At 62.8% G+C, this 24,955-nt stretch carries 20 protein-coding genes and 1 tRNA gene; 11 read left to right on the forward strand and 10 right to left on the reverse strand.

Annotated features, from left to right (window positions below; genetic code table 11):
* Positions 1–17 precede the first annotated feature (17 nt).
* The 4 genes from hemH to AC1D10_RS27955 all read left to right on the forward strand — a co-directional run bounded on the left by hemH (position 18) and on the right by AC1D10_RS27955 (position 3,893).
* Positions 18–1,082, forward strand: a complete 1,065-nt coding sequence (gene hemH / locus AC1D10_RS27940; protein WP_477277643.1) for a ferrochelatase — start codon at positions 18–20, stop codon at positions 1,080–1,082.
* Between the two features lie 52 nt (positions 1,083–1,134).
* Positions 1,135–2,346 (forward strand): NAD(P)/FAD-dependent oxidoreductase, encoded by a 1,212-nt coding sequence (locus tag AC1D10_RS27945; protein ID WP_477277645.1) that lies wholly within the window; start codon positions 1,135–1,137, stop codon positions 2,344–2,346.
* A gap of 121 nt (positions 2,347–2,467) precedes the next feature.
* Entirely contained in the window at positions 2,468–3,418 is a 951-nt protein-coding gene (locus AC1D10_RS27950; protein ID WP_477277647.1) for an SPFH domain-containing protein, read from the forward strand.
* Positions 3,419–3,428: 10 nt separating this feature from the next.
* Positions 3,429–3,893: an NfeD family protein gene (locus tag AC1D10_RS27955; protein WP_477277649.1), complete on the forward strand. Its 465-nt coding sequence runs from the start codon at positions 3,429–3,431 to the stop codon at positions 3,891–3,893.
* 4 nt (positions 3,894–3,897) lie between these two features.
* Here AC1D10_RS27955 and AC1D10_RS27960 read toward each other — a convergent pair whose 3' ends face one another.
* The gene (locus AC1D10_RS27960; protein ID WP_477277651.1) at positions 3,898–4,899 is read right to left on the reverse strand and encodes a KpsF/GutQ family sugar-phosphate isomerase; all 1,002 of its coding nucleotides are present in this window, start codon (positions 4,897–4,899) and stop codon (positions 3,898–3,900) included.
* A gap of 252 nt (positions 4,900–5,151) precedes the next feature.
* Here AC1D10_RS27960 and AC1D10_RS27965 point away from each other — a divergent pair, with 252 nt between their 5' ends.
* A complete protein-coding gene (locus AC1D10_RS27965) occupies positions 5,152–6,948 on the forward strand; it encodes an outer membrane beta-barrel protein (RefSeq protein ID WP_477277653.1) in 1,797 nt (598 codons plus the stop codon).
* Positions 6,949–6,960: 12 nt separating this feature from the next.
* Here the strand turns inward: AC1D10_RS27965 and galU are convergent, their stop codons facing one another.
* A complete protein-coding gene (galU, locus tag AC1D10_RS27970; RefSeq protein WP_379102687.1) occupies positions 6,961–7,866 on the reverse strand; it encodes a UTP--glucose-1-phosphate uridylyltransferase GalU in 906 nt (301 codons plus the stop codon).
* Positions 7,867–8,078: 212 nt separating this feature from the next.
* Between galU and AC1D10_RS27975 the strand changes: the two genes are divergently transcribed.
* Both AC1D10_RS27975 and AC1D10_RS27980 read left to right on the forward strand, forming a co-directional pair.
* Entirely contained in the window at positions 8,079–9,302 is a 1,224-nt protein-coding gene (locus AC1D10_RS27975; protein WP_477277656.1) for a lytic murein transglycosylase, read from the forward strand.
* 128 nt (positions 9,303–9,430) lie between these two features.
* Positions 9,431–10,657 carry an SGNH/GDSL hydrolase family protein gene (locus AC1D10_RS27980; protein WP_477277658.1) on the forward strand — a complete coding sequence of 409 codons (1,227 nt, stop codon included), beginning with the start codon at positions 9,431–9,433 and terminating at the stop codon, positions 10,655–10,657.
* Here the strand turns inward: AC1D10_RS27980 and AC1D10_RS27985 are convergent.
* Positions 10,654–12,108, reverse strand: coding sequence for a glutamate synthase subunit beta (locus AC1D10_RS27985; RefSeq protein ID WP_477277660.1), 1,455 nt, complete (start codon positions 12,106–12,108; stop codon positions 10,654–10,656). The two genes, AC1D10_RS27980 and AC1D10_RS27985, sit on opposite strands and share 4 nt — an antisense overlap.
* A gap of 141 nt (positions 12,109–12,249) precedes the next feature.
* On the reverse strand, positions 12,250–16,971 hold the full coding sequence (gltB, locus tag AC1D10_RS27990; RefSeq protein ID WP_477277662.1) for a glutamate synthase large subunit: 4,722 nt from the start codon (positions 16,969–16,971) through the stop codon (positions 12,250–12,252).
* Positions 16,972–17,460: 489 nt separating this feature from the next.
* Between gltB and AC1D10_RS27995 the strand changes: the two genes are divergently transcribed.
* Positions 17,461–18,510 carry a threonine aldolase family protein gene (locus AC1D10_RS27995; protein ID WP_477277664.1) on the forward strand — a complete coding sequence of 350 codons (1,050 nt, stop codon included), beginning with the start codon at positions 17,461–17,463 and terminating at the stop codon, positions 18,508–18,510.
* A gap of 170 nt (positions 18,511–18,680) precedes the next feature.
* On the opposite strand, the gene AC1D10_RS28000 is transcribed toward AC1D10_RS27995, so the two are convergent.
* Positions 18,681–19,148, reverse strand: a complete 468-nt coding sequence (locus tag AC1D10_RS28000) for an Hsp20 family protein (RefSeq protein WP_477277666.1) — start codon at positions 19,146–19,148, stop codon at positions 18,681–18,683.
* Positions 19,149–19,748: 600 nt separating this feature from the next.
* Here AC1D10_RS28000 and AC1D10_RS28005 point away from each other — a divergent pair.
* Positions 19,749–20,726: an alpha/beta fold hydrolase gene (locus tag AC1D10_RS28005; protein WP_477277668.1), complete on the forward strand. Its 978-nt coding sequence runs from the start codon at positions 19,749–19,751 to the stop codon at positions 20,724–20,726.
* 10 nt (positions 20,727–20,736) lie between these two features.
* Here AC1D10_RS28005 and AC1D10_RS28010 read toward each other — a convergent pair whose 3' ends face one another.
* The 3 genes from AC1D10_RS28010 to AC1D10_RS28020 form a co-directional block, all read right to left on the reverse strand.
* Positions 20,737–20,937 carry a hypothetical protein gene (locus tag AC1D10_RS28010; RefSeq protein ID WP_477277670.1) on the reverse strand — a complete coding sequence of 67 codons (201 nt, stop codon included), beginning with the start codon at positions 20,935–20,937 and terminating at the stop codon, positions 20,737–20,739.
* Positions 20,938–21,110: 173 nt separating this feature from the next.
* Positions 21,111–21,884, reverse strand: a complete 774-nt coding sequence (gene hisN, locus AC1D10_RS28015) for a histidinol-phosphatase (protein WP_477277672.1) — start codon at positions 21,882–21,884, stop codon at positions 21,111–21,113.
* Positions 21,885–22,199: 315 nt separating this feature from the next.
* Complete coding sequence (locus AC1D10_RS28020; protein ID WP_477277674.1) at positions 22,200–23,141, reverse strand: N-formylglutamate amidohydrolase; 942 nt, start codon at positions 23,139–23,141, stop codon at positions 22,200–22,202.
* Between the two features lie 163 nt (positions 23,142–23,304).
* Between AC1D10_RS28020 and cpdR the strand changes: the two genes are divergently transcribed.
* Both cpdR and AC1D10_RS28030 read left to right on the forward strand, forming a co-directional pair.
* On the forward strand, positions 23,305–23,667 hold the full coding sequence (gene cpdR / locus AC1D10_RS28025) for a cell cycle two-component system response regulator CpdR (protein WP_010911372.1): 363 nt from the start codon (positions 23,305–23,307) through the stop codon (positions 23,665–23,667).
* A 118-nt stretch (positions 23,668–23,785) separates the two neighbouring features.
* Positions 23,786–23,860: transfer RNA gene (locus AC1D10_RS28030), tRNA-Val, on the forward strand.
* 62 nt (positions 23,861–23,922) lie between these two features.
* Here the strand turns inward: AC1D10_RS28030 and AC1D10_RS28035 are convergent.
* Positions 23,923–24,129 (reverse strand): hypothetical protein, encoded by a 207-nt coding sequence (locus AC1D10_RS28035; protein ID WP_477277677.1) that lies wholly within the window; start codon positions 24,127–24,129, stop codon positions 23,923–23,925.
* Between the two features lie 450 nt (positions 24,130–24,579).
* Positions 24,580–24,783, reverse strand: coding sequence for a hypothetical protein (locus AC1D10_RS28040; protein ID WP_477277678.1), 204 nt, complete (start codon positions 24,781–24,783; stop codon positions 24,580–24,582).
* Positions 24,784–24,955: the final 172 nt, after the last annotated feature.

The raw sequence follows: 24,955 nt of genomic DNA on the forward strand, positions 1-24,955 counted from the left end.
TCTCCTGGAGAACCCTTATGACGCTTTCGACCCCTGTCGATCCCAAAGCCGCGAAGGCCGTCGGCCCGTTGCCGGCCGGCCATCCGCCGGTTAAGGCTGGCAAGATCGGCGTCATGCTGGTCAACCTCGGCACGCCGGACGGCACCGATTTCAAGCCAATGTGGCGCTATCTCCGGGAATTCCTGTCCGATCCACGCGTGATCGAGCTCAACAAGGCAATCTGGTATCCGATCCTCTACGGCGTGGTGCTCACCACCCGGCCGAAGAAGTCAGGCGCCAACTACGCCAGGATCTGGAACCGGGAAAGGAACGAGTCGCCGCTGCGCACCTACACCCGCGCACAGGGCGAAAAGCTGGCCGAGGCGCTACGCGATCTGCCCGATGTCGTCGTCGACTGGGCGATGCGCTACGGCAATCCTTCGACCGCGAGCGTGGCCCAGGCGCTGGTCGACAAAGGCTGCGACCGCATTCTGTCCTTCCCGCTCTATCCGCAGTATTCGGCGACGACCACGGCAACCGCCAACGACCAGCTGTTTCGTGCCCTGATGAAGATGCGCCGCGCACCGGCCATCCGCAGCGTGCCCCCTTACTACGACGAACCGGTCTATATCGAAGCGCTGGCGCGTTCGATCGAGCGGCATCTGACCACGCTGGATTTCGAACCGGAAGTTGTCGTTGCCTCCTTTCACGGCATCCCAAAACCCTATTTCGAGAAGGGCGACCCCTATCATTGCCACTGCCAGAAAACGACGCGGCTGTTGCGAGAACGGCTCGGCTGGGATGACAAGAAACTGATCATCACCTTCCAGTCGCGCTTCGGCGCGCAGGAATGGCTGCAGCCCTACACCGACAAGACCGTCGAGAAGCTGGCCAGGGACGGCGTCAAGTCGATCGCCATCGTCAATCCCGGTTTTTCGGTCGACTGTATCGAGACGCTGGACGAGATCGGCCGCGAGGCGGCCGAGACCTTCCATCATGCCGGTGGCAAGAACTTTGCCCATATCCCTTGCCTCAACGACAGCGCCGAGGGCATGGCGGTGATCGAGGCGATGGTGCGGCGTGAACTGTCCGGCTGGGCCTGAGGCCGGAACAACACAAGCTCCGGGGCGTTGAGCAGCACCTCCGGAGAACTTGATGCCTCGCAAACTCGACCTCAGAACTGGCCGGCCCGTCTGGTCCGCCTATCGCGCGCCTGCGGTGCACACAATCACGCTCACCCGTGACGCAAAGGCCGACGTGCTGATCATCGGCATGGGCATCAGCGGCGCCATGATGGCCGAGGCGCTCACGGCCGATGGCCATGCGGTGATCTGCATCGACCGCCGCGGCCCGTTGAAAGGCTCGACCTCGGCAACCACCGCACTGGTGCAGTTCGAAATCGACCAGCCGCTATCGATGCTCTCGAAGATGGTCGGCAGAGCCTCGGCGGAGCAGGCATGGCGACGCTCGCGGCTGGCCGTTTCCAACCTCTCTGCCCGCATTCCCGAACTCGGCATCAATTGCGCCCTGAGCCGCACCCCATCGCTCTATTTGGCCGGCACAGCGCTGGGCCCATCGGAACTCCGGGACGAGGTCGACGCGCGTCGGCAAGCAGGCATCGCCGCGACCTATCTCACATCAGCACCGCTGGCAGAGACATTCGGCATCGACCGCGACGGCGCCATCCTCAGCCATGGCAACATCGCGCTCGACCCGCGTAAGCTGACGGCTGGCTTGTTGCTGAAGGCCCTGGGGCGCAAGGCCCGGTTTTACACGCCTGCCGAAGCGACGGCGATCGAGGACAGTGCCGACGAGGTGGTCGTCGCGACCAGGGATGGTCCGACCATCACCGCACGGCATGTTGTTCTGGCCACCGGCTACGAGCTGGTCGACATCGTGCCGGCCGCGGCCCACCGGATCATCTCGACATGGGCGATCGCGACACGCCCACAATCGCGAAAGATCTGGCCCGATGCTGCCTTCATCTGGGAAGCCTCCGATCCCTACCTCTATATGCGCGCGACGGCCGACGGCCGGGTCGTCTGCGGCGGCGAGGACGAGGATTTCGTCGACGAGACGCGGCGCGACAACTTGATCGCCGACAAGAGTGCACGCATTGCCGAAAAACTTGGCCGGCTGTTTCCGCATCTCGACGTCAGGCCCGAATTCGCCTGGACCGGATCGTTCGGCACCACGACAACCGGCCTGCCCTATATCGGCGCGCTTCCCAGGCATCCGCGCATCCATGCAGTCATGGGTTACGGCGGCAATGGCATCACATTCTCCCAAATCGCTTCCGAGATGATTTCGGCCTCGATCTGCGGACTTCACGATTCGGATGCAGAGTTGTTTGCCTTCAACCGCTGAGTGCAAACCCACAAACAATCCATCATCACCTGATTGTAACGCTACTGAAACACACTTAAGTCTTTGGTGAAGCCGGCTGCGCGAGAATGGCTTTCGCGGCCTGCCTCTGAGGGAGAGCCAAATGGATTTCAGTGGTTTCGATATTGCGGTCATTGTTCTGGTCGCGCTTGTCGTGCTGGTGCTGTTCAAAGGCATCAAGACAATTCCACAAGGCTATAACTATACGGTCGAACGTTTTGGCCGTTACACCAAGACACTGAGCCCCGGCCTCAATCTCATCATGCCTTTCGTCGACCGCATCGGCGCCAAGATGAACATGATGGAGCAGGTGCTCGACGTTCCGAGCCAGGAGATCATCACCCGCGACAACGCCATTGTCGGTGTCGACGGCATCGCATTTTTCCAGATCCTCAATGCGGCGCAGGCCGCCTACCAGGTTTCCGGCTTGCAGAACGCCATCCTCAACCTGACGATGACCAACATCCGTACCGTCATGGGCTCGATGGACCTCGACGAACTGTTGTCGAACCGCGACGCCATCAACGAGCGCCTGTTGCGTGTCGTCGACGAAGCGGCCCATCCGTGGGGTATCAAGATCACCCGCGTCGAGATCAAGGACATCAACCCGCCGGCCAACCTCATCGAATCGATGGGCCGGCAGATGACCGCAGAGCGCAACAAGCGTGCCCAGATCCTCGCCGCCGAGGGCCTCAAGCAGTCGCAGATCCTCGAAGCCGAAGGCCGCAAGGAAGCCGCTTTCCGCGACGCCGAGGCGCGCGAGCGTTCGGCTGAAGCCGAAGCGCGCGCCACGCAAGTGGTGTCGGAAGCGATCTCCAAGGGCGACGTGCAGGCGCTGAACTACTTCGTGGCGCTGAAGTACACCGAAGCACTTGGCAAGATCGGCACGGCCACCAACAGCAAGATCGTGCTGATGCCGATGGAAGCCTCGTCGCTGATCGGCACGCTTGGCGGTATCGGCGAGATCGCCAAGGAAGTCTTCCGCAGCGAAGGCACGACAGGCGCGCAGAGGCAGGCCGCGCGTCCGCCGGTCGTACGGCCAACCGACAACTGAGATAATAACCATGATCGACCGCATCGTTTCCGAACTCGGCCCTTGGAGCTGGATGGTTCTGGGCTTCGTGCTGCTGGTGATGGAAGTCATCGCCCCCGGCATTTTCATGCTGTGGATAGGCATCGCCGCATTGATCATCGGCGCGGTATCGCTGCTGATCTGGGACGCCGGTTTCTGGACCTGGCAGATCCAGGTCCTTGCCTTTCTGGCATTGTCTGTTGTGTCGGCCTATGCCGGTAAGAAACTGGTCGGCGGGCGCAATGATCCGACCGATCAGCCGCTGCTCAACCGGCGCGGCGCGCAGATGGTCGGCAGGATGGCGACACTTGCCGAACCGATCCGGGACGGGCGTGGCCGCATCAAGCTGGGCGATACGTTGTGGCGTGTCTCCGGCCCGGACCTGCCGGCCGGCACGCAAGTGCGGGTGACGGCCGCTGCCGACACGGATCTGGAATTGACCGTGGAGCCTGTCTGAACGCTCAGGCCGCGCCGATACGCAGCAGATCGTGGAAATGAACCACGCCCAACGGCATGTTGTTTTTGGTCACCACCAGCGCGCCGATATTGTACTCATTGAGAAGCGCGATCGCCGTACCGGCAAGCGTCTGTGGATCGATCGTCTTGGGCGTGCGGGTCATAATGTCGTCGACGATGACGTTGGCTAGGTTGCGGTGGAGGTTGCGGGCCACATCGCCGTCGGTGATGATGCCGACCAGTTCGCCGTTTGTGTCGACGATCAAGACGCAGCCGACCTTCTTCTGCGACAGCGTCATGACCGCTTCCGGCATCTTGGTGCCCAGCGCGGCTAGCGGCATCTGATCGCCAACCCTCATGATCTCGGAAACCAGGGTCAGGTTGGCGCCGAGCTGGCCACCCGGGTGGAAGGTGCGGAAATGGTCCGGCGTGAAACCCCGCGCTTCGAGCAGGGCGATCGCCAGCGCATCGCCGATGACCAGTTGCAGCAGCGTCGAGGTCGTCGGCGCCAGCCCGTGCGGGCAGGCCTCCGCTGCGCGCGGCAGCAGCAGCACGACGTCAGCCGCGCGCGCCAGTGCCGATGTCTCTCCGGCAGTGATGGCGATAAGCGGAATGGAAAAGCGCCTGGAATAGGCGACGATCCCCATCATCTCCTTGCTCTCGCCCGACCACGACATGGCGATGATGGCGTCATCCCTGGCAATCATGCCGAGATCGCCGTGATTGGCCTCGACGGGATGCACGAAAAAGGCAGGCGTGCCGGTCGAGGCCAGCGTCGCCGCGATCTTCGAACCGATATGGCCGCTTTTGCCGACGCCGGTGACGATGAGCCGGCCTTCGATCTTCGAGATCATGTCGACGGCATGGGCAAAAGGCCCGGCCAGTCCGTTCTCGAGCGCCTCGGCAAGGGCCGCGATACCGGCCTGCTCGGTTACCACCGTTCTCAGCGCCGAAGCGATCGACGCTTGCCTGTTCAAAGGCTTCTTATCCAAGGATCCCGCATGCATGGCTGATGCGATTAGCGTGTTGCCGCCCGCCTGTCCAACAGAAATGGCCCCACGCACGTCGCCCAACTGTCCGCGGTGGTTCGGGACAGCGACAAGCAAGAGGACAAAAAGCTTGCCGCACGCGGTATGAACCCCCTTGGAAATTGGCGCTTGGGGCCCCTGACGTGACCGCCCGCCTCAACCCTCCGTTAACCATCCCCGTTTACGGTTCGGTAAGTATGGCGCGCGTGCGCCGCGCGAGCAGTGGTGGCGATGTCCGGGGTTCAGCCAAGAAAATCAAGAGGACGAAAGAGCAAGGCCGCGTGGGCCCTGCTGCTGGCGACCAGCATGCTTGCCTTGCTGCGCCCGCAGGCGCTCCGTGCCCAGGAAACGGAACTGCGTGGCGAGGTCTCCGAATCGGCGATCCTGTCCGATCAGCAGCGCAAGGCGCGACAGCTCGCCCTGGCAGCCCAAGGCCAGCAGGCGCCGGCCGATGCCGCGCAGGACAATGCGCCGGCACGAACCTACCTGCCGGCCAGCGCCGGCGCCGTGCCTGACGACACGGACACCAACGACGCGGCGGCGACCGGCAGCGTGTTTGATCCGCCGGCTGCCACCGACGATACCTCCGCCGACACCCCGGCACCGCCAAAGCCCCGCCGCCGGCCATCAACTGCCAGCCGAAATGCGGCGGATCAGGCCAAGGACAAAGCCGCCGACAAGTCGAAGAAGAAAAAGTCGACAACCGCAACGACGGGCCCTTCTGCGACCACGGACACCGCCGCGTCTACGACGGAAGATGCCGACGGCAATGACGCGGATCAGGGCGCAGCCAACCGCCGTGCCGTCACCATCGACAGCGTTGACCGGCAGAAGCTCGACCCGGGCGCCGAACGCACCGCCTCCATCGAAGGCCAGAAGACGAAGGTCGAGGACGATCCCTTTGCCGCCACCGGCGTCAAATGGGGTTCGTTCGTCATCCGGCCGACCATCGAACAGGGCCTCACCGCAACGTCGAACGGCGATTCGAGCAATGCCGGCAAGTCGGCGCTGCTGTCCGAGACGGCACTGCGCTTTTCCGCCGCCTCCGACTGGAGCGAGAACTCGGCGACGATCGATGGCTATGGCCTTTTCCGCGAGACCGTGTCGGGCTATTCGGTTCACAATGAGCAGGGCCGCATCGAGGGCCAGCTCAACGTCGACCTCGACAACGAGTTGCGCGCCATCGCCAAGCTCGGCTACGAGGCCGTACCGGAATCGGCCTCCTCGCCGGACGCCATTGCCGGCGTCGACACGCAGCCCCTGCGGCAGACCGTCAATGGCAGCCTCGGCATCGAAAAGGACGCCGGCAAGATGCGCTATGCGTTGACCGGCGCGGTGACGCACGACTTCTATGGCGACGCCAAGCTTTCGGACGGCACCTCGCTGTCGCAGAAGGATCGCGACTCCACGCTCTACACAGCGACCTTGCGCACCGGCTACGAAATCTCGCCGGCCATCACCCCTTTCACTGAAATCGAGGTCGGTCGCCGGGCCTATGATCAACGCGTCGACGACGAGGGTTTCGAGCGCTCCTCGACGCGGCTCGGTGCCCGCGCAGGCCTTGAACTCGACATGGGCGAGAAGCTCTCCGGCGAGTTCTCCGCCGGCTGGCTAAGGGAGGCGATCGACGACAGCAGTCTGGAGGCGATTTCAGGCGCCACCGTCAACGCCGATCTCAAATGGTCGCCCGAACGCGGCACCACGATCGGCCTGACCGGCCAGACCACCGTCGAGCCCACGACCACCGCCGATGAAAGCGGCGATATCCTCTACTCAGGCCGCTTGACGGGCGAACGGCAGATTCGCGCCAACCTCACCGGAAATGCTGCTCTGGGCCTCGACTGGCGCGACTACATCGGCGTCGACGGCCACGACATGACTCTAAGCGCCGAGGCTGGCCTGACGTGGTGGCTGAACCGCTATGCCGGCTTGACCACCCGGGTCAGGACCGAGAAACTGACCAGCAATCTGCCGGGCCGCGACTACACAGCCAACAGCATCTTCCTGGGCGTGAAGGTGCAGCGCTGATCCACGCCTATCCTAGAAGGCGGCGCCGCGACGCTCCGACGGCTTCAGTTCGTCGAGAAGCGTGCGGATGACGCCGGCCATGTTCTCGTTCATGTCGCTGCGCCACAGCGCGAAGGCGACATTGGCCTCGACAAAGCCTTCCGGCGATCCGCAATCGAAAGTGCGGCCCTGATAGTGGTAGCCAAAGAAGGGCTGCAGCTTTTCCAGCTTCAGCATCGCGTCGGTGAGCTGGATCTCGTTGCCGGCGCCCTTTTCCTGGCCTTCGAGGATCTTGAAGATCTCAGGCTGCAGGATGTAGCGGCCGTTGATGTAAAGATTGGACGGTGCGGTGCCGGTCTTCGGCTTTTCCACCATCTCGGTGATGCGGAAACCATGATGCGTGTCCTCGCCACGGCCGACGATGCCATACTTGTGGGCTTCAGCCGGGTCGCATTCCTGCACCGCGATGATGTTGTTGCCGGTTTCCTGGTAAAGCTCGACCATCTCCCTCATGCAGCTCTTTTCCGACTGCATGATCATGTCGGGCAACAAAAGGGCGAAGGGTTCGTCGCCGACCAGTTCGCGCGCGCACCAGACGGCATGGCCGAGCCCCATCGGCACCTGCTGGCGGGTGAAACTGGTCTGCCCCGGCGCCGGCTGCAGCCGTTGCAGGCGTGCAAGCTGGTCGTCCTTGCCGCGCTGGGCCAGCGTGTCATAGAGCTCGAACTGGACGTCGAAATGGTCCTCGATGACGGCCTTGTTGCGGCCGGTGACGAAGATGAAATGCTCGATGCCGGCCTCGCGCGCTTCATCCACCACATACTGGATCACTGGCCGGTCGACGACGGTCAGCATTTCCTTGGGGATGGCCTTGGTGGCCGGGAGAAACCGCGTGCCAAGACCGGCGACCGGGAAGACTGCCTTGCGAACTCTCTTCATACTGTCAATTATCCGTTTGATGGCCTGCTCCGCAATCCCCGTTTCAAGACATTTTCACGCCGAAATTGAGGATTACTGGACGACTGAAGGGGGGAACGTTCACCGGTAAAGCTTTGAGGCGTCTTTTCGTTCCCGGCGGCACCTATGGTAAACTAATTCCTAACCTGGTTCGGCGATGAATGGTCTTTCCTGACACAGAGAAGGAGGAAAAGATGTCCGTTCGCAATGCCGCAAAACGTTTTACCAGCGTCATCGCGGCAGCCAGCCTCTCGCTCGCTCTGCTGATGCCTTCCGGCCCGGCGTTCGCAGATGCCGGTTTCCGGCAATGGGTCGCCGGCTTCCGCGCCACCGCCGTGCAGAGCGGCGTTTCCGGAGCGCTCTACGATCAGGCCTTCAGAGATATCAAGGATATTGACCCGGTGGTGCTGGAAAAGGCACGCACGCAGCCTGAATTCACCGCGCCTGCATGGGACTATTTCGACAACCGCGTCCATGACCAGTCTGTCGCCGTCGGCCAGCAAATGGCCAAGAAATGGAAGCCATGGCTGGACAGGATCGAAGCCAGGTTCGGCGTCGACCGCTACATTCTGCTCGCCATCTGGTCGATGGAATCGAACTATGGCGAAATCCTCAAACGCGACGACATAATGCGCAATGTCGTGCGCTCGCTGGCGACCTTGGCCTATGCCGATCCGAAGCGGGCGAAATTCGCCCGCACCCAGCTGATCGCCGCGCTGAAGATCCTGCAGACGGGTGATATCGACGAAAGCCATCTGAGCGGATCCTGGGCCGGCGCCATGGGCCACACCCAGTTCATCCCGACCAGCTATCTGCACTATGCCGTCGACATGGACGGCAACGGCAAGCGCGACATCTGGAATTCGATCCCCGACGCGCTGGGAACGGCCGCCAATTTGCTGAAGAAGAATGGCTGGCAGGCAGGCAAGACCTGGGGCTATGAGGTCACCTTGCCTGCCGGCAAACTTCCCGGCGGCTCCAAGACGCTGTCGCAATGGCAGGCGCTCGGCGTCGTCAGGGCCAACGGCAAGCCGTTCAAGAACGGTGGCGACAAGGCGACGCTGAAGGTGCCGGACGGCCGCAGCGGGCCAGCCTTCCTGATGATCAAGAATTTCTCGGTCATCAAAGCCTACAACAATGCCGACAAATATGCCCTTGCCGTCGGCCTTCTCGCTGACGAAATCGCCGGCTCCAGCGGACTCGTGCAGGACTGGAAGCGGCCTTTCACCAAGCTCACTTTCGAGGAAAGGCAGGAACTGCAGAAACGGCTTTCGCAGCACGGCCTTTACGACGGCAAGTTCGACGGCAAGATCGGCGACGGCTCGAAAACCGCCATCATGGCCTTCCAGGCCCAGGCCGGCTTGACCCAGGACGGCTATCCGAGCATGGAAGTGCTGAAGTGGCTCCGGCAGAAATAGAGCCACCTGCGGTGCCGCGCGGCCTTTCGGACGCGCATCGGACACTGTAGCAATCTGGTTTGGTGCAATGTCCTTTCGAAAAGTCGATGCGACTTTTCGAAAGAAGCGCCAAGGGATGGAGGAAAAGATTGGCTTCGGCTGCGCGCATCGCAGGGCTTGTTCGTCGCATGCCGGTGCTCGTTCTGGCTGTCGTCGTGCTCGCAGTCGGTTTGGCCGGCGCCTTTCATGCCCCCGCCATGGCGCAGGAACAGCAAAACCGCGGCTGGTCGTTGCGCGACCTTTTGTTCCCGCGCCGCAGCGAGCGGATCGAGCCGCCGATGAACATCCAGAAGGCGAAGCCAAAGCCGCGCAAACCCCGCGTCCCGCGTGCGCCGGCCGAACCGCAAACACCGATCGCCGAGAAAGTCCCGGATGCCCGCACCGTCCTGGTGGTCGGCGACTTCATGGCGTCCGGGCTTGCCGAAGGCCTCGACACCGCCTTTGCGGAAAACCCAGGCATCAGGATCGTGGTTCGCAGCAATGGTTCATCCGGCTTCGTGCGCGACGACTTCTACAACTGGCCCGAGCAGATCAAGACGCTGATCGAGACCGAGAAACCCGCCGCCGTGGTCGTCATGTTGGGGTCCAACGACCGTCAGCAGATGAGGGTGGGGGATGTGCGCGAGCAGCCTCGGTCCGAGAACTGGACCAAGGAATATGAGCGCCGCACCGATGCACTCGGCAAGGCCATCGCCGACGCCAAGGTGCCCTTCGTGTGGGTTGGCATGCCGGCGTTCCGGGTACCGAAGATGACCTCCGACATGCTGGCCTTCAACGACATCTACCATCAGACGGCGGAAAGCCATGGCGGCGAATTCGTCGACGTCTGGGATGGCTTCGTCGACGAGAACGGCGCCTTCGTCCCCAGCGGCCCCGACATGAACGGCCAGCCGGTTCGGCTGCGTGCCGACGACGGCATCAACGTCTCGAAGGCAGGCAAGCGCAAGCTCGCCTTCTATACCGAAAAGCCGCTGATGAAGATCCTCGGCCTCGCCGCGCCCGGAGGCGTGGTCCCGGCGACCGCACCGGCAGGCGCGCCCGTCGAAGCGCCCGGGCCGGCCGCGGCTCCGATTGTGATCGACCGCACCGTGCCGATGCTGCTCAGCGATCCGGCACTCGATGGCGGCTCCGAACTTCTGGGCGCGGCACCGCCGCCGGCAAAGGCCAACCCGAACCTGCCCGGCGAAAGGCTGGTGGTCGAGGGCAAGGCACCGCAGGCTTCGCCCGGCCGCGCCGACGATTTCTCCTGGCCACCCCGGGCGCAGCCTGCTGCGGCGGCAGCCACGACCGACACGACGACGGCGATCAACCCTTAACGCGGCAGGACGCTCGAGCCCATCAACGCCTCATCGATCGAACGCGCTGCCTGGCGGCCCTCGCGGATCGCCCAGACGACCAGCGACTGGCCGCGGCGCACGTCGCCCGCCGCGTAGAGCCTGTCGACGCTGGTCCTGTAGTCGCGGTCATTGGCCTCGACATTCCTGGAACGGCGGCTGTCGGTGACGATTTTCATCTGGCCGTCCAGTTCAGAGACCAGGCCGGCGGTGGTCGGACCGGCAAAGCCGATGGCGATGAAGGCAAGATCGGCGCGGATGACGAATTCGGTGCCGGCGATCGGCTTGCGCTTGTCGTCGACCTCGCAGCACTTGACGCCGGTCAGCTGGCCTTCCTCGCCGATAAATTCGAGCGTCGCCACCTGGAATTCGCGCTCCGCCCCTTCGGCCTGCGAGGACGAGGTACGCATCTTGGTCGCCCAGTAGGGCCAGACCGAAAGCTTGTCTTCCTTCTCCGGCGGCTGTGGGCGGATGTCGAGCTGGGTGACGCGCACCGCACCCTGGCGGAAAGCAGTGCCGACGCAGTCGGAGGCGGTGTCGCCGCCGCCGACAACGACGACATGCTGGCCGCCCGCGATGATCGGATGCGACGGCCACGCCACCGACTGGATCGGCTCGCCACCGACCCGCCGGTTCTGCTGCACCAGATAGGGCATCGCGTCATGCACGCCGCCGAGATCGTCACCCGGAATACCGGCCGCGCGGGGTGTTTCCGACCCGCCGCAATAGAGCACCGCATCGTACTCGGCCAGCAGCTCGTTCACCGTCTTGTCGACGCCGACATTGACGCCGCAATAAAAAGTCACGCCCTCGCCCTGCATCTGCTCGATGCGCCGGTCGATATAGTGCTTCTCGATCTTGAAGTCGGGAATGCCGTAGCGCATCAGCCCGCCCGGCCGGCTTTCGCGCTCATAGACATGGACGTCGTGGCCGGCGCGGCCAAGCTGCTGGGCAGCCGCCATGCCGGCCGGGCCGGAGCCGATGACGGCGACGCGCTTGCCTGTCTTCTTCTCCGGCGGATAGGGCCTGATATGGCCGGTCTCATAGGCCTTGTCGGCAATCGCCTGCTCGACCGTCTTGATGGCGACAGGAATGTCCTCGAGGTTCAGCGTGCAGGCTTCCTCGCAGGGCGCCGGGCAGATGCGGCCGGTGAACTCCGGGAAGTTGTTGGTCGAATGCAGGTTGCGGATCGCGTTGTCCCAGTCGCCATTGTAGACGAGGTCGTTCCAGTCGGGGATCTGGTTGTGGATCGGGCAGCCCGTCGGTCCATGGCAGAACGGAATGCCGCAATCCATGCAGCGCGCGGCCTGTTTCTCGACCTCCTTGTCCGACATCGGCAGCGTGAATTCGCGGAAATGCCGGATGCGGTCGGAGGCCGGCTGGTACTTGTGCACCTGCCGGTCGATTTCAAGAAAGCCTGTTACCTTGCCCATAGTCCAGTTCCTGCTGTCCAGATGGTGCGGTTTTCGCCGCACCCGTTAACCTCTTGAGGCAGCCATGGCAACCTTGCCCTCGAGGTCAAACTGTCGATGAAAGTGGGCCGGGAAGCCAGCGCCTCCCGGCAACGCATAAGTCTATTCCGCCGCCACGCCCATGCGCATGCGTTCCATCTCGATCAGGGCGCGGCGGTATTCGACCGGCATGATCTTGCGGAATTTCGGCCGGAAAGTCGTCCAGTCGTCGAGGATCTCGCGGCCGCGCACCGAACCGGTGTAGTGCACATGGTTCGAGATCAGCTGGTAAAGCCGCTCCTCGTCATGGCTGGTCATGTCGCCGGACACGTCGACGCGACCCTTGTGGTCAAGGTCGCCGCCATGATGCAACAGCCTTTCCATCAGGTCGTCCTCTTCGGGAACCGGCTCCAGCTCGACCATCGCCATGTTGCAGCGCTCGGCGAAATCACCCGCCTCGTCCAGCACATAGGCGACGCCGCCTGACATGCCGGCGGCGAAGTTGCGGCCAGTCTTGCCGATGACGACGACAATGCCGCCGGTCATGTACTCGCAGCCATGGTCGCCGACGCCTTCGACGACGGCCGCAACACCCGAGTTGCGCACCGCGAAGCGCTCGCCGGCGACGCCGGCGAAGTAAGCCTCGCCCTCGGTCGCGCCATAAAGCACGGTATTGCCGACGATGATGGACTCGGCCGCGACAATCTTGGCCTCTTCAGGCGGCCGGATGACGATGCGGCCGCCCGACAGGCCCTTGCCGACATAGTCGTTGCCTGCGCCGACAAGCTCGAACGAGATGCCGCGCGCCAGGAAGGCGCCGAAGGACTGGCCGGCGGTGCCGGTCAGCTTCACCGAGATCGTGTCCTCGCGCAGGCCCTTGTGCTTGAAGCGCTTGGCCACTTCGCCCGACAGCATGGCGCCCGCCGAGCGGTCGACATTGCGGATGTCGACCTCGATCTTGACCGGCTGCTTGCTCTCGAGCGCCGGCTTGGCCAGTTCGATCAGCTTGCGGTCGAGCACGTCGTCGATCGGGTGCTTCTGCCGCTCGGTCCAGTGCACCGCTTCATGCGGCGCGTCCGGCTTGAAGAACATCTTCGAGAAATCGAGCCCCCGCGCCTTCCAGTGCACGATCAAGTCGCGCTTTTCCAGGAGGTCGGTGTCGCCGATGATCTGGTCGATATGGGTGTAGCCCATCTCGGCGAGCAGCTCGCGCACTTCTTCCGCCACGTAGAAGAAGAAGTTGATGACATGTTCGGGCGTGCCCTTGAAGCGCTTGCGCAGCACCGGATCCTGCGTCGCCACGCCGACCGGGCAGGTGTTGAGATGGCACTTGCGCATCATGATGCAGCCGGCCGCGATCAGCGGCGCGGTCGAGAAGCCGAACTCGTCGGCGCCGAGCAGCGCGCCGATGATGACGTCGCGGCCGGTGCGCAAGCCGCCATCGACCTGCAGCGCCACGCGCGAGCGCAAGCCGTTAAGCACCAGCGTCTGGTGCGTCTCGGCAAGGCCCATTTCCCACGGGCTGCCGGCATGCTTGAGCGATGTCAGCGGCGACGCACCGGTGCCGCCATCATAGCCCGAGATGGTGATGTGGTCGGCACGCGCCTTGGCGACGCCCGCCGCAACCGTGCCGACGCCGACTTCCGACACCAGCTTGACCGACACGTCGGCCGCCGGATTGACGTTCTTCAGATCGTAGATCAGCTGCGCCAGATCCTCGATCGAATAGATGTCGTGATGCGGCGGCGGCGAGATCAGGCCGACGCCCGGCGTCGAATGCCGGACCTTGGCGATGGTCGCGTCGACCTTGTGGCCGGGCAACTGGCCGCCCTCGCCGGGCTTGGCGCCCTGCGCCACCTTGATCTGCATCATGTCGGAGTTGACGAGATATTCGGCCGTCACGCCGAAACGGCCCGAGGCGATCTGCTTGATCGCCGAGCGTTCGGGGTTCTTGCCGCCGCCGGGCAGCGGCAGGTAGCGGTCGGCCTCTTCGCCACCCTCTCCGGTGTTCGACTTGCCACCGATAGCGTTCATCGCACGCGCCAGCGTGGTGTGCGCTTCGCGCGATATCGAGCCGAAGGACATCGCCCCGGTCGAGAACCGCTTGACGATGTCGGCCGCCGACATGACGTCGTCGAGCGCGACCTTCTTGCGGCCGCTCTCCTCGGCCAGCTTGATCCTGAACAGGCCGCGAATGGTCTGGGCGCGAGCCGTCTCGCTGTCGATCTGCGCGGAATAGTCCTTGAACGTCTCCCACGAGCCCTGGCGCACGGCGTGCTGCAAGGTGGCGACCGCGTCGGGCGACCACATATGCGCCTCGCCGCGCATGCGGAACATGTATTCGCCGCCCACTTCGAGGCTGTTGCGCAGCACCGGATCGTTGCCGAATCCGTCATTGTGGCGGCTGAGCGTCTCGCTTGCGATCTCGTCCAGCCCGACGCCTTCAATCAGCGTCGCGGTGCCGGTGAAATACTGCTGCACGAAATCGGTTTTCAATCCGATGGCGTCGAAGATCTGCGCGCCGCAATAGGACTGGTAGGTCGAGATGCCCATCTTGGACATCACCTTGAGGATGCCCTTGCCGATCGACTTGATGTAGCGCGTGACGACTTCGTAGGCGTCGACCTCTTTCGGCAGTTCGCCGCGCTTGTGCATGTCGAGCAGCGTATCGAAGGCAAGGTACGGGTTGATCGCCTCGGCGCCATAGCCGGCAAGGCAGCAGAAATGATGCACTTCGCGCGGCTCGCCGGATTCGACGACAAGGCCGACCGAGGTGCGCAGCCCCTTGCGGATCAGGTGATGATGCACCGCGGCCGTCGCCAGAAGCGCCGGGATGGCGATGCGGTCCGGCCCCACCTGGCGGTCGGACAGGATGATGATGTTGTAGCCGCCGGCGACCGCCGCCTCCGCCCGCTCGCACAAGCGGTCGATGGCGCCCTGCATGCCCGCGGCCCCTTCATTGGAGCCGTAGGTGATGTCGATCGTCTTGGTGTCGAAGCGGTCCTCGGTGTGGCCGATGGAGCGGATCTTTTCCAGATCGCCATTGGTCAGGATCGGCTGGCGCACCTCGAGCCGCTTGCGGCGCGAATTGCCGACCAGGTCGAAGATGTTCGGCCGCGGCCCGATGAAGGACACCAGGCTCATCACCAGCTCCTCGCGGATCGGATCGATCGGCGGGTTGGTGACCTGGGCGAAGTTCTGCTTGAAATAGGTGTAGAGCAGCTTCGACTTGTCCGACATCGCCGAGATCGGCGTGTCGGTGCCCATCGAACCCACCGCTTCCTGGCCAGTCGTCGCCATCGGCGACATCAACAGCTTTGTGTCTTCCTGCGTGTAGCCGAACGCCTGCTGGCGATCGAGCAGGCTGACATCCTTGCGCAGCGCGCGCGGTTCGACCGGCTTCAGGTCTTCGAGGATGAGCTGCGTGTTGGCGAGCCAGGTCTTGTAAGGATGCTTGGTCGCGATCTCCGACTTGAGCTCCTCGTCGGAAACGATGCGCCCTTTCTCCAGGTCGATCAGCAGCATGCGGCCGGGCTGCAGACGCCACTTCTTGACGATCTTCTCTTCCGGCACCGGCAGCACGCCGGCTTCCGAGGCCATGATGACGCGGTCGTCGTCGGTGACGATGTAGCGCGCCGGGCGCAGTCCGTTGCGGTCCAGCGTGGCGCCAATCTGGCGGCCATCGGTGAAGACGACTGCCGCCGGTCCGTCCCACGGCTCCATCAGCGCTGCATGGTACTCGTAGAAAGCCTTGCGGTCGGCATCCATGAGCTTGTTGCCGGCCCAGGCTTCCGGGATCAGCATCATCATCGCATGGCTGAGGCTGTAGCCGCCTTGGAACAGGAACTCGAGCGCATTGTCGAAGCAGGCGGTGTCGGACTGGCCTTCGTAGGAAATCGGCCAAAGCTTCGAGATGTTGTTGCCGAACAGTTCGGAATCGACGGACGCCTGTCGCGCCGCCATCCAGTTGTTGTTGCCGCGCACGGTGTTGATCTCGCCATTGTGGGCGACCATGCGGTACGGATGCGCCAGCTTCCATGACGGGAAAGTGTTGGTCGAGAACCGCTGGTGGACGAGGATCAGCGCGGTTTCGAAGCGCGGGTCGGTCAGGTCCTTGTAGTAGGCACCGACCTGATAGGCCAGGAACATACCCTTGTAGACAATGGTCCGTGCCGACAGCGACACGCAGTAGGAGCCGATGTCCTTGTTGTCGTTCTCGGCGTAGATGCGGCCCGATATGACCTTGCGCAGCAGATAGAGCCTGGCCTCGTACTCCTCGTCGTCGGGGATGTCTGATGTGCGGCCGATGAAGACCTGCCGATGGAACGGCTCGGACGCCACGATGTCAGGCGCCTTCGACAGGGACGAATTGTCGACGGGCACGTCACGGAACCCGATGAGCGGAAGCCCCTCGGACTGCGCCGATTCGGCGATGATGTCCTCGATATGGGCGCGCAAGGCAGCGTCCTGCGGCATGAACCAGTGTCCGACGCCGTACTGACCCGCCGGCGGCAGGTCGATGCCCTGGGCTGCCATCTCCTCGCGGAAGAAACGATCCGGGAGCTGCACCAGCACGCCGGCGCCATCGCCGACCAGCGGATCGGCGCCGACGGCGCCGCGATGCGTCAGGTTTTCGAGCACGGCAAGGCCGTCCTTGACGATCTGATGCGACTTCACGCCCTTCATGTTGACGATGAAGCCGACGCCGCACGCATCATGCTCGTTGCGCGGATCGTAGAGGCCGTGGGCGGAAAAGCCCGTGCTGGTTCGGAACGTATTTTTGACGGTTGCCGCTTTCGTCTGCGCGGCCTGGCCGTTCGTCGCAGAGTGCGTCATGTCCGTCATCTCCTGTCCTCCATTCCCAGCCCTTCGGGCGCCGGTTTGCCTCGGCAAGCGCCTGGCTCACCCTGATCCTTGCGGCACGTCTTGCGAAATCCTTGCCGAACCAGGCGGCGTTCCGCATGGTTCCTATTCGTACAGGCCAAAGTCTGGCTGTCCAACCTGTCGCTCGCAGCAACAGCCGGAGAGGCCCAAATGATACGCCAATCCAGCTCGTTTTGTGCGACAAAATAAGACAGCACTACTGTCCTAAATTTTTATGACAGAAATCCTGAACGCGCACAAGACCGATTCACAAAAAACTTGGGCCGCTGGCGACAGAAAATTACGTGAAGTTGAGGAGAAACGTAAGCTTCGGTCGCCAGCTGCTGCCCTGCCCGGTTGACTGGCTTTAATGGTTTTCCGGCGTCTGGCCCTTGCGGTCAGCACGCGAAACCGGTCAACGTCCGACCGATTTCCCCAAAACACTGATTTCCACAACACACGGGCAGATGCATGTTCTTCGCTTCCGACAATTGGGCAGGCGCCCATCCCAATATCGTGGCCGGCCTGTCGGCCAATGCCGGTGGTTTTTCCCCCGCCTATGGCGACGGTGCGCTTGACCAGGCCGTCTACCGGCACTTCAGCGAGATTTTCGAGCGCGAAGTCGCGGTGTTCTTCGTGGCGACCGGCACAGCCGCCAACTCGCTGTCGCTGACCGCCTATAACAAGCCTGGCGGCATTTCCTTCGCCCACCGCGAATCGCATGTGATCGAAGATGAATGCGGTGCGCCGGAATATTTTTGCGGCTCGCGACTGCATGCGATTGATGGCGCGCTCGGCAAGATAGATCCGCACAATCTGGAGAGGACCATCGGCCGCTTCGCGCCCGAAATCGTCCATTGGGGAAGGCCGATGGCTGTTTCGATCACCCAGTCGACCGAGGTTGGCACCATCTACGGGCTGAACGACATCGCCGCGATCTCGGCCATCGCCAAGAAACATTCCGTGCCGTTGCACATGGACGGCGCCCGCTTTGCCAACGCGCTGGTCGCGCTGGACACGACGCCGGCCGAAATGACCTGGAAACGCGGCGTCGATATCCTCTCTTTCGGCGGCACCAAGAACGGCTGCTGGTGCGCCGAGGCGATCGTCCTGTTCGATCTCGACCGTGCCAGGGAATTGGCCTTCCTGCGCAAGCGCGCTGCCCAGCTGTTTTCGAAATCGCGCTTCGTCGCGGCGCAGTTCGCGGCCTATTTCAAGGATGGATTGTGGCTGGACACCGCCCGCCACGCCAACGCCATGGCCGCGCGTCTCGCGGCGGCGATCGAGGATTCGGCCACGGCGAAGTTGGCCTGGCTGCCGCAGGCCAACGAGGTGTTCGCGGTGATCAAGAAAGCCGAGGCCGAAAAGCTGCAGGCAGCGGGTGCTGCCTTCTACGACTGGCACAAGCCGCATGGCTTTGACGGCCATATAGGCGAGGACGAGTTGCTCTATCGCTTCGTCACCAGCTTTGCGACGACGGCCGATGAAGTCGACCGCTTTGGCCAGCTGATCGCTGGCTAGAGCATGATCCCGAAAAGTGGATACCGGTTTTCGAAAAAGATCATGCCTCGTACAAGCAGATAGAGCCCCATCCCGTTCAATCGGCATGGAACAAACAGGCTCTGGCGGTATCACGGACAACAAAAAAGGCGGCACCTTTCGGCGCCGCCTTGCCTTGGGAGGCTATTGGTTCAGTTGGCGGTCTTGGCCTCGATCTGCTTGGCCTTGGCCGAAGACGCCGTAATGGCAATCTTGCGCGGCTTCAATTCCTCGGGAATGTTGCGCTTGAGGTCGACGAACAGCAGGCCGTTCTTCAGCGAAGCACCGACGACTTCGACGTGATCGGCAAGCTGGAAGCGGCGCTCGAAAGCCCTCGAGGCAATGCCGCGATAAAGCAGTTCGGAACCTTCGCCAGTGCCCTCTTCCTTGCGCTCGCCCTTCACGGTGAGCACATTGCGGTGGGCTTCGATCGAGATCTCCTCGTCCGAGAAACCGGCAACCGCCATCGAGATCCGGTAGGAATCCTCGCCGGTGCGCTCGATGTTGTAGGGCGGATAGGTCTGCGCGCCATCCGGCTGCGCAAGCGAATCGAGCATGGTGAAGAGACGGTCGAAGCCGACCGTCGAGCGATAAAGCGGGGAAAAATCAACGTGACGCATGAGGTGTTCTCCTGTTGAGCAACATGGTTTGCGTATGGCCGTTGCGAAACCCTTGAGCGGCGTTTCGGCTGGACCAGCGGCCCCAGTATTGGCGACCGCATCCGACATTTGGGGAGCGCTCGAATGCATTTCAAGATTTCGCCTGCTGGCAAAAAGCCCGTGCGGCTGGTCGTTGATGAACGGCAGATGAACCAGCGCTTCGGCGCGCGTTCAGACAGCCCGCGTTAGAGTGAGCCTAAGATCAAGGATTGGCGGCGCTGGATTGAGCAATTCCAGGAAAAGTGTGAAGCGGTTTTCCCGGGAAAAGCGCGTAGCGCTTTTCCTCAGGAATTGCGTCAAAACAAAGAGATAGAGCGGGTCTGCGTTTCTGTGAAACGATGAACCGCTCTCAAGGCGCCGCAACGAGGCCGAACCGGGTGTAACGTCCCTTCCTCCCGGATCGACAGAGGCCGGAAGCACGCATTCAAGCGGCTTCCGGCCTTTCCATTTGCAGCTTCTCATCACCGGGAATTCCTTTGCTTTTGGCGCATGGGCGTCTATCACCTTAGCGGAGCCAGCCAGCATGGACGGGCACGCCAGACGCCGAGCACGAAGCGCCGAATGACGGATCTCTTCCCCGACACCCCCCTTTTTCACGAAATCGAGGGCAATCCACGACCGGAAAACGCCACCGGCGGCTTCTTCACCACCCGCGATCGCAAGAAGATCCGCTACGGTCTGTTCGGCGCGGCCGCTCGCCCGCTGAAGGGCACCGTGGTCGTGCTCACCGGCCGCAACGAGTGCATCGAGAAATATTTCGAAACCATCCGCAACCTCGCCGACCGCGGCTTTGGCGTCGCCACCCTCGACTGGCGCGGCCAGGGCGATTCCTCCCGCCTGATCCGCGATCGCCAGCGCGGCTATGTCCGCAGCTTCCGCGACTATACCGCCGACCTGGAACAATTCTTCGAGGAGATCGTGCTGCCCGACTGCCGCGGTCCGTATTACATCCTTGCCCATTCGGCGGGTGCGGTGATCACGCTGCTTGCCACGCCATCGATGGTCAACCGCGTGCGGCGCATGGTGCTGATCGCGCCGTTCCTCACCGTGCCCGATCTGCCGGTCTCGATAAGGACGGTTCGCCGCGTCTGTTCGCTGTTCTGCGCTCTCGGCCTTGGCCGGCTCTATGCCGCCTGGGGTCCGCGGCCGAAGGTGCCGGCGCCTTTCGAGACCAACAAGCTGACGAGTGACCCGGAGCGCTATCGGCGCAACACGCGGATCTATGAAGAGTATCCGCAACTGGCGCTTGGCGGCCCGACGATCCGCTGGCTGCAGGCGGCCGCGAAGGCATCCGAAGCCGTCAGCGACCCCGACTTCATGGCCCGCATTCAGGTGCCTATGCTGATAATTGCCGCCGGCGCCGACCAGGTCGTCTCGACCAAGGCCGTGGAAGCCTATGCCAGGCGGCTGCGGCTTGGTTCGTTGCTGATGATCGACGGCTCCCGTCACGAAATCCTGCAGGAAGCCGACATCTACCGCGAGCAACTCCTAGCCGCCTTCGACGCCTTCATTCCTGGTAGCGACGACCCCACGGCCTGACAGACGCCGATCACCGGCTCATGCCTGGCGGGGCGAACTCCATGACCCAGTTAGTCTCCCAGCTCGTACCGCCGTCCGCAGAGAAGGCCTGCTCCCAGCGTGCCGAATTCTCCATGATCGCTGACCAGAGGAAACGAACCTGGATCGGCCGGCCGTCGAAGACATCGTCGCACAGGAACGTGCCGACACCGTCGGTGAACGCGCCGCGCACCGGCACATCGATGGTCAGCGGGTTGCGGCCATCGCGCCGCGTTCAGGCAGGTTTACGGCCGCACGCCGGCGGAATTCCAGCGCTCGATCAAGCCGCGCTGAAGCAATTCCCGGAAAAGTGTGAAGCGCTTTCCCCTCAGGGATTTGCGTCAAAACAAAGAAAGCATGAAGATATCAGCCGCGCAGCGCGGCCATCGCGGCCGCATGCAGTTCCGGCGTCGCCGCCGCCAGCACATCACCACCCTTTTCCGCCGGCCCGCCGTCGAATGTGGTGACGATGCCACCGGCCTTTTCGATGATCGGGATCAGCGCCACGATGTCGTAAGGCTTCAGCCCGGGATCGGTAACAATGTCGACGCTTCCCGACGCGATCATGGCGAAGGCATAGCAATCGGCGCCATAACGAGCGAGCTGGACCTGCGTCTCTAGCTGGTCGTAACGCTCGCGCGCCGCGCCCTTGAACAGCGCCGGCGTGGTGGTGAACAGGGTCGCCTCGGAGAGCTTCGTCGTTTTGCGGGTTGTCAGCTTGCGCGGCCCGCCCGGCCCCTCATAGTGGGAGCCCGAGGCATTGGCGTAGTAAAGCTCACCGGTGAAGGGTTGCGACATCATGCCCGCGACAGCGTCGCCGTCGACCGTCAGCCCGACAAGCGTCCCCCACACCGGCAGGCCGGAGATGAAGGCGCGCGTGCCGTCGATGGGGTCAATCACCCAGACATGCCGGCTAGAAATGTTTTCGCTGCCATGCTCCTCGCCGAGAATGCCATGGTCGGGATACTCAGCCGATATCAGCGTCCGGATGGCGCGTTCGGCCTCGCGATCGGCTTCGGTGACAGGGTCGAAACTGCCCTTTTCCTTGTTGGCGACCGCGCCCTGGCTGCGAAAGCGCGGCAAGGTTTCCGCCGCCGCCGCCTGCGCGATGCGGCGCATGAAATCGATGCTGATATCCAACTGATTCTCCCGCACTGCAGCATGCCCGAGCCGGGCTCTGCCGCCAATTTCCCACCAAAACAAGAGTGTCCGACGAATTTTCCGCAACGACACCTGTTGCCTGGATGTCACACAAGCATCATCGAAACGCAATTTCCACATCAGAGTGAATTAAAAAAGCCTGAAGGTCGCTTGACATTTGTGCAGCGCACCATACCCTCGACCTCGGACAGGTTTTCCTGTCCATGCCCTCCTTGGGCGTTTCCTCCCTAGACTTCGACCGTATCGTGCAAACGATGCGGTCTTTTTTTACGCCGATTATCCCGGACTAGAGTTTCACTCCGCAGCCAGCGGCAGGTCGATGAAATGATGGTCGGGCATTGCCATCAGATCCGCCGAAAATCGTGTCAAATCGTCGGCCAGCGCGTCGAAGCCGGCGACTTTCTCGAATGTCCGCTCGTTCATGTAGAGCCCGCGATTGACCTCGATCTGCAGCGCGTGCAGGTGGCGCGCCGGTCGGCCATAATGCTCGGTGATGAAGCCGCCGGCATAGGGCTTGTTGTGGGCGACGGTATAGCCCATGGCGGTGAGCAGGCCGATCGCCGTCTCGGTCAAGGCAGCGGTGGCCGAGATGCCGAACCGGTCACCGATGATGAAATCGGGTCGCAGGCCGTTGTCTCCGACACGGATGCTCGCCGGCATCGAATGACAGTCGATCAGCACGGCAAAGCCGAACCGCGCATGGGTTCTGGTCAAAAGCCGTTTCAGCGTTTCGTGATAGGGCTTGTAGACGGCCTCGATGCGGGCGACCGCTTCGGCCAGCGGCAGGCGGCCGGAATAGATGTCGAGCCCCTCGCCGACCAGCTTCGGCACCGTTCCAAGCCCACCGGCCACCCGCGCCGAGCGGATGTTGCAGAAGGACGGCACCGGCTCGGCGAACATGCGCGGATCGAGTTCCCACGGCTCACGATTGACGTCGAGATAGGCGCGCGGGAAATTCGCCGCCAGCATCGGCGCACCGAGCGCGACGGCACCGCCGAACAGCTCGTCGACGTAACAGTCTTCCGACCGGCGGATGGCGTTGCGGTCCAGCCTTGCCATGGCAAGGAAGCGCTCCGGATAGTAGCGGCCGCTATGCGGTGAGTTGAAGAGGAAGGGAACGCGCTGCTCGGCGCCCGACCGGATTTCGAAGGGTGGAAAGACCGAAAAATCCTCGGCTGCCGTCTTCAATTTGAACGAACCCGAAAACACCAGTGCATCATGATGTGAAAGTGCCACCTTGCTGGCCGCGTGTCCAGCATTTCAGCGGCAGCACACGCCGGGCAAATATGGGTCATCCCCGCTCTCGTTCACTTGATGTTTACCCTCACCTCCTCATATACAGGATGGTTAACGGGCTTGCCCAACGGCAATCTCGGGCGGGTGATTCGGACGGGACAAGATGGCACGCATTCTTCTGGCAGAAGACGACGACGATATGCGTCGGTTCCTCGTCAAGGCGCTGGAGCGCGCCGGCTACCAGGTCAGCGATTTCGACAATGGCGCCAGTGCCTATGAACGGCTGCGCGAGGAACCGTTCTCGCTGCTGTTGACCGACATCGTCATGCCGGAGATGGACGGCATCGAGCTTGCGCGCCGCGCCACCGAGATCGATCCCGACCTCAAGGTCATGTTCATCACCGGTTTCGCCGCCGTTGCGCTGAACCCGGATTCCAAGGCGCCAAAAGACGCCAAGGTGTTGTCGAAGCCGTTCCACCTGCGCGACCTCGTCAACGAGGTCGAGAAGATGCTGCACGCGGCCTGAGCCGCTCTCTCAGCAAGGCTTCTGCGCCCTTATCGCCGCTGCGGCGAGACGACGCCTTCTTTCCTTTTTCCTGCTATTGACGCGCTGGATCAAAAATGGTGTATGCGCGGCTTCGGATGGGCGTGTAGCTCAGCGGGAGAGCACTGCATTGACATTGCAGGGGTCACAGGTTCAATCCCTGTCACGCCCACCATCCTTTCAAACACTTAGCTAATACCTCTCCCTCCTGGCACAGAAACGGCACAGAGGCCGGCTCTAAACCTGGGCCGCGTTCCTCTGGAAATCGACGTGGTGGTGACCATAGACCTTGTCGAGCGTTTTGGCGGACATGCCGAGCGCGCCGGCCGCTTCGCAGATATCCACGCCCTTGAACACATCCGCGCGCGTGTGGCGCACAACGTGCGGCGTGATAGCCGATTGCCCGGTGATGGCCGGATCGAGCCATCCTTTGTCGATCGCCATTTCCTATGCCGTCCGGGCAGAAGCGTTCCCAGCGCACCAGGCACGCCGACCCGCCTGCCAAGCCGCACCGGTGGCTGGCGCTTGTTCGTCTCTGTTACGGCCTCCCCTCGCCGATGCCTGACGACGCGCTGGCTGTCGATCCAGCCGCCCGTTGTGTTCGCCATGGCGCGTGCCACGAGGCGGTTGATCAAGTCGAGTGGCCCAACCGTGGGGCTAGCCTAATCGCCCCCCGGCTGGGCTGCCTGAAGGCGATGGGCCCTGGAGAGGGAACATTAGCGGTTTTGAGTTCATGCTTCGGATGCCGCTGCTCTTGGCTCCGTCGCAGGCTGGTGGGTACGTCGGCCGGCCCGCGTCATCGGTCCCTCCGTGGCGCGGGCTTTCAAGGCTAGTTCGTCAACGGCGTTGTGCTTTCAGCCGCGGGACCTGTGCCGGCGGCGCGCTGGACGACGCTCAAAACGGTGGAAGATACCACCAGAAAGCCTTGGCTTCCTCTTCGGGCGTCATCGGACGAACCTCCCATGAGTCCGTTCTCGCGATGTAACGTGTCCAAATGGGCGTGCCTTCTTCGCTGACGCCTTCGTGCCAGTCGGTAAACCCCATCAGCGGCAATAACACTTCTCGGATCGATCGAAGCCGCAATGCTGCCGTGTGCATGGGAATGACCTCCCTTCGCTGGTTGCGGTGAGGAATTCGACCTATCCGTCAGCGCTCCGCCACCGATTCTTTGCGCAGCCTCACCCGCCACCGCCGTCGTAGCGTTGCCGATCGTTTTTCCAGCGGTCCGGCGGCCATGGCGGGGGGCTCGGGGTTTGACCGCCGGGCCTGA

The organism is Mesorhizobium sp. P2_A8 (assembly GCF_056404935.1).

Excerpts from the sequence above, each read along its gene's own strand:
- AC1D10_RS28005 (WP_477277668.1), top strand. The coding sequence starts at position 19,749 with ATGACGGATCTCTTCCCCGACACCCCCCTTTTTCACGAAATCGAGGGC.
- AC1D10_RS28035 (WP_477277677.1), bottom strand. The coding sequence starts at position 24,129 with ATGGCGATCGACAAAGGATGGCTCGATCCGGCCATCACCGGGCAATCG.
- cpdR (WP_010911372.1), top strand. The coding sequence starts at position 23,305 with ATGGCACGCATTCTTCTGGCAGAAGACGACGACGATATGCGTCGGTTC.
- AC1D10_RS27950 (WP_477277647.1), top strand. The coding sequence starts at position 2,468 with ATGGATTTCAGTGGTTTCGATATTGCGGTCATTGTTCTGGTCGCGCTT.
- AC1D10_RS27975 (WP_477277656.1), top strand. The coding sequence starts at position 8,079 with ATGTCCGTTCGCAATGCCGCAAAACGTTTTACCAGCGTCATCGCGGCA.
- AC1D10_RS27955 (WP_477277649.1), top strand. The coding sequence starts at position 3,429 with ATGATCGACCGCATCGTTTCCGAACTCGGCCCTTGGAGCTGGATGGTT.
- AC1D10_RS27995 (WP_477277664.1), top strand. The coding sequence starts at position 17,461 with ATGTTCTTCGCTTCCGACAATTGGGCAGGCGCCCATCCCAATATCGTG.
- gltB (WP_477277662.1), bottom strand. The coding sequence starts at position 16,971 with ATGACGGACATGACGCACTCTGCGACGAACGGCCAGGCCGCGCAGACG.
- AC1D10_RS27985 (WP_477277660.1), bottom strand. The coding sequence starts at position 12,108 with ATGGGCAAGGTAACAGGCTTTCTTGAAATCGACCGGCAGGTGCACAAG.
- AC1D10_RS28040 (WP_477277678.1), bottom strand. The coding sequence starts at position 24,783 with ATGCACACGGCAGCATTGCGGCTTCGATCGATCCGAGAAGTGTTATTG.
- galU (WP_379102687.1), bottom strand. The coding sequence starts at position 7,866 with ATGAAGAGAGTTCGCAAGGCAGTCTTCCCGGTCGCCGGTCTTGGCACG.
- AC1D10_RS28000 (WP_477277666.1), bottom strand. The coding sequence starts at position 19,148 with ATGCGTCACGTTGATTTTTCCCCGCTTTATCGCTCGACGGTCGGCTTC.
- hemH (WP_477277643.1), top strand. The coding sequence starts at position 18 with ATGACGCTTTCGACCCCTGTCGATCCCAAAGCCGCGAAGGCCGTCGGC.
- AC1D10_RS27965 (WP_477277653.1), top strand. The coding sequence starts at position 5,152 with ATGTCCGGGGTTCAGCCAAGAAAATCAAGAGGACGAAAGAGCAAGGCC.
- AC1D10_RS27960 (WP_477277651.1), bottom strand. The coding sequence starts at position 4,899 with ATGCATGCGGGATCCTTGGATAAGAAGCCTTTGAACAGGCAAGCGTCG.
- AC1D10_RS27945 (WP_477277645.1), top strand. The coding sequence starts at position 1,135 with ATGCCTCGCAAACTCGACCTCAGAACTGGCCGGCCCGTCTGGTCCGCC.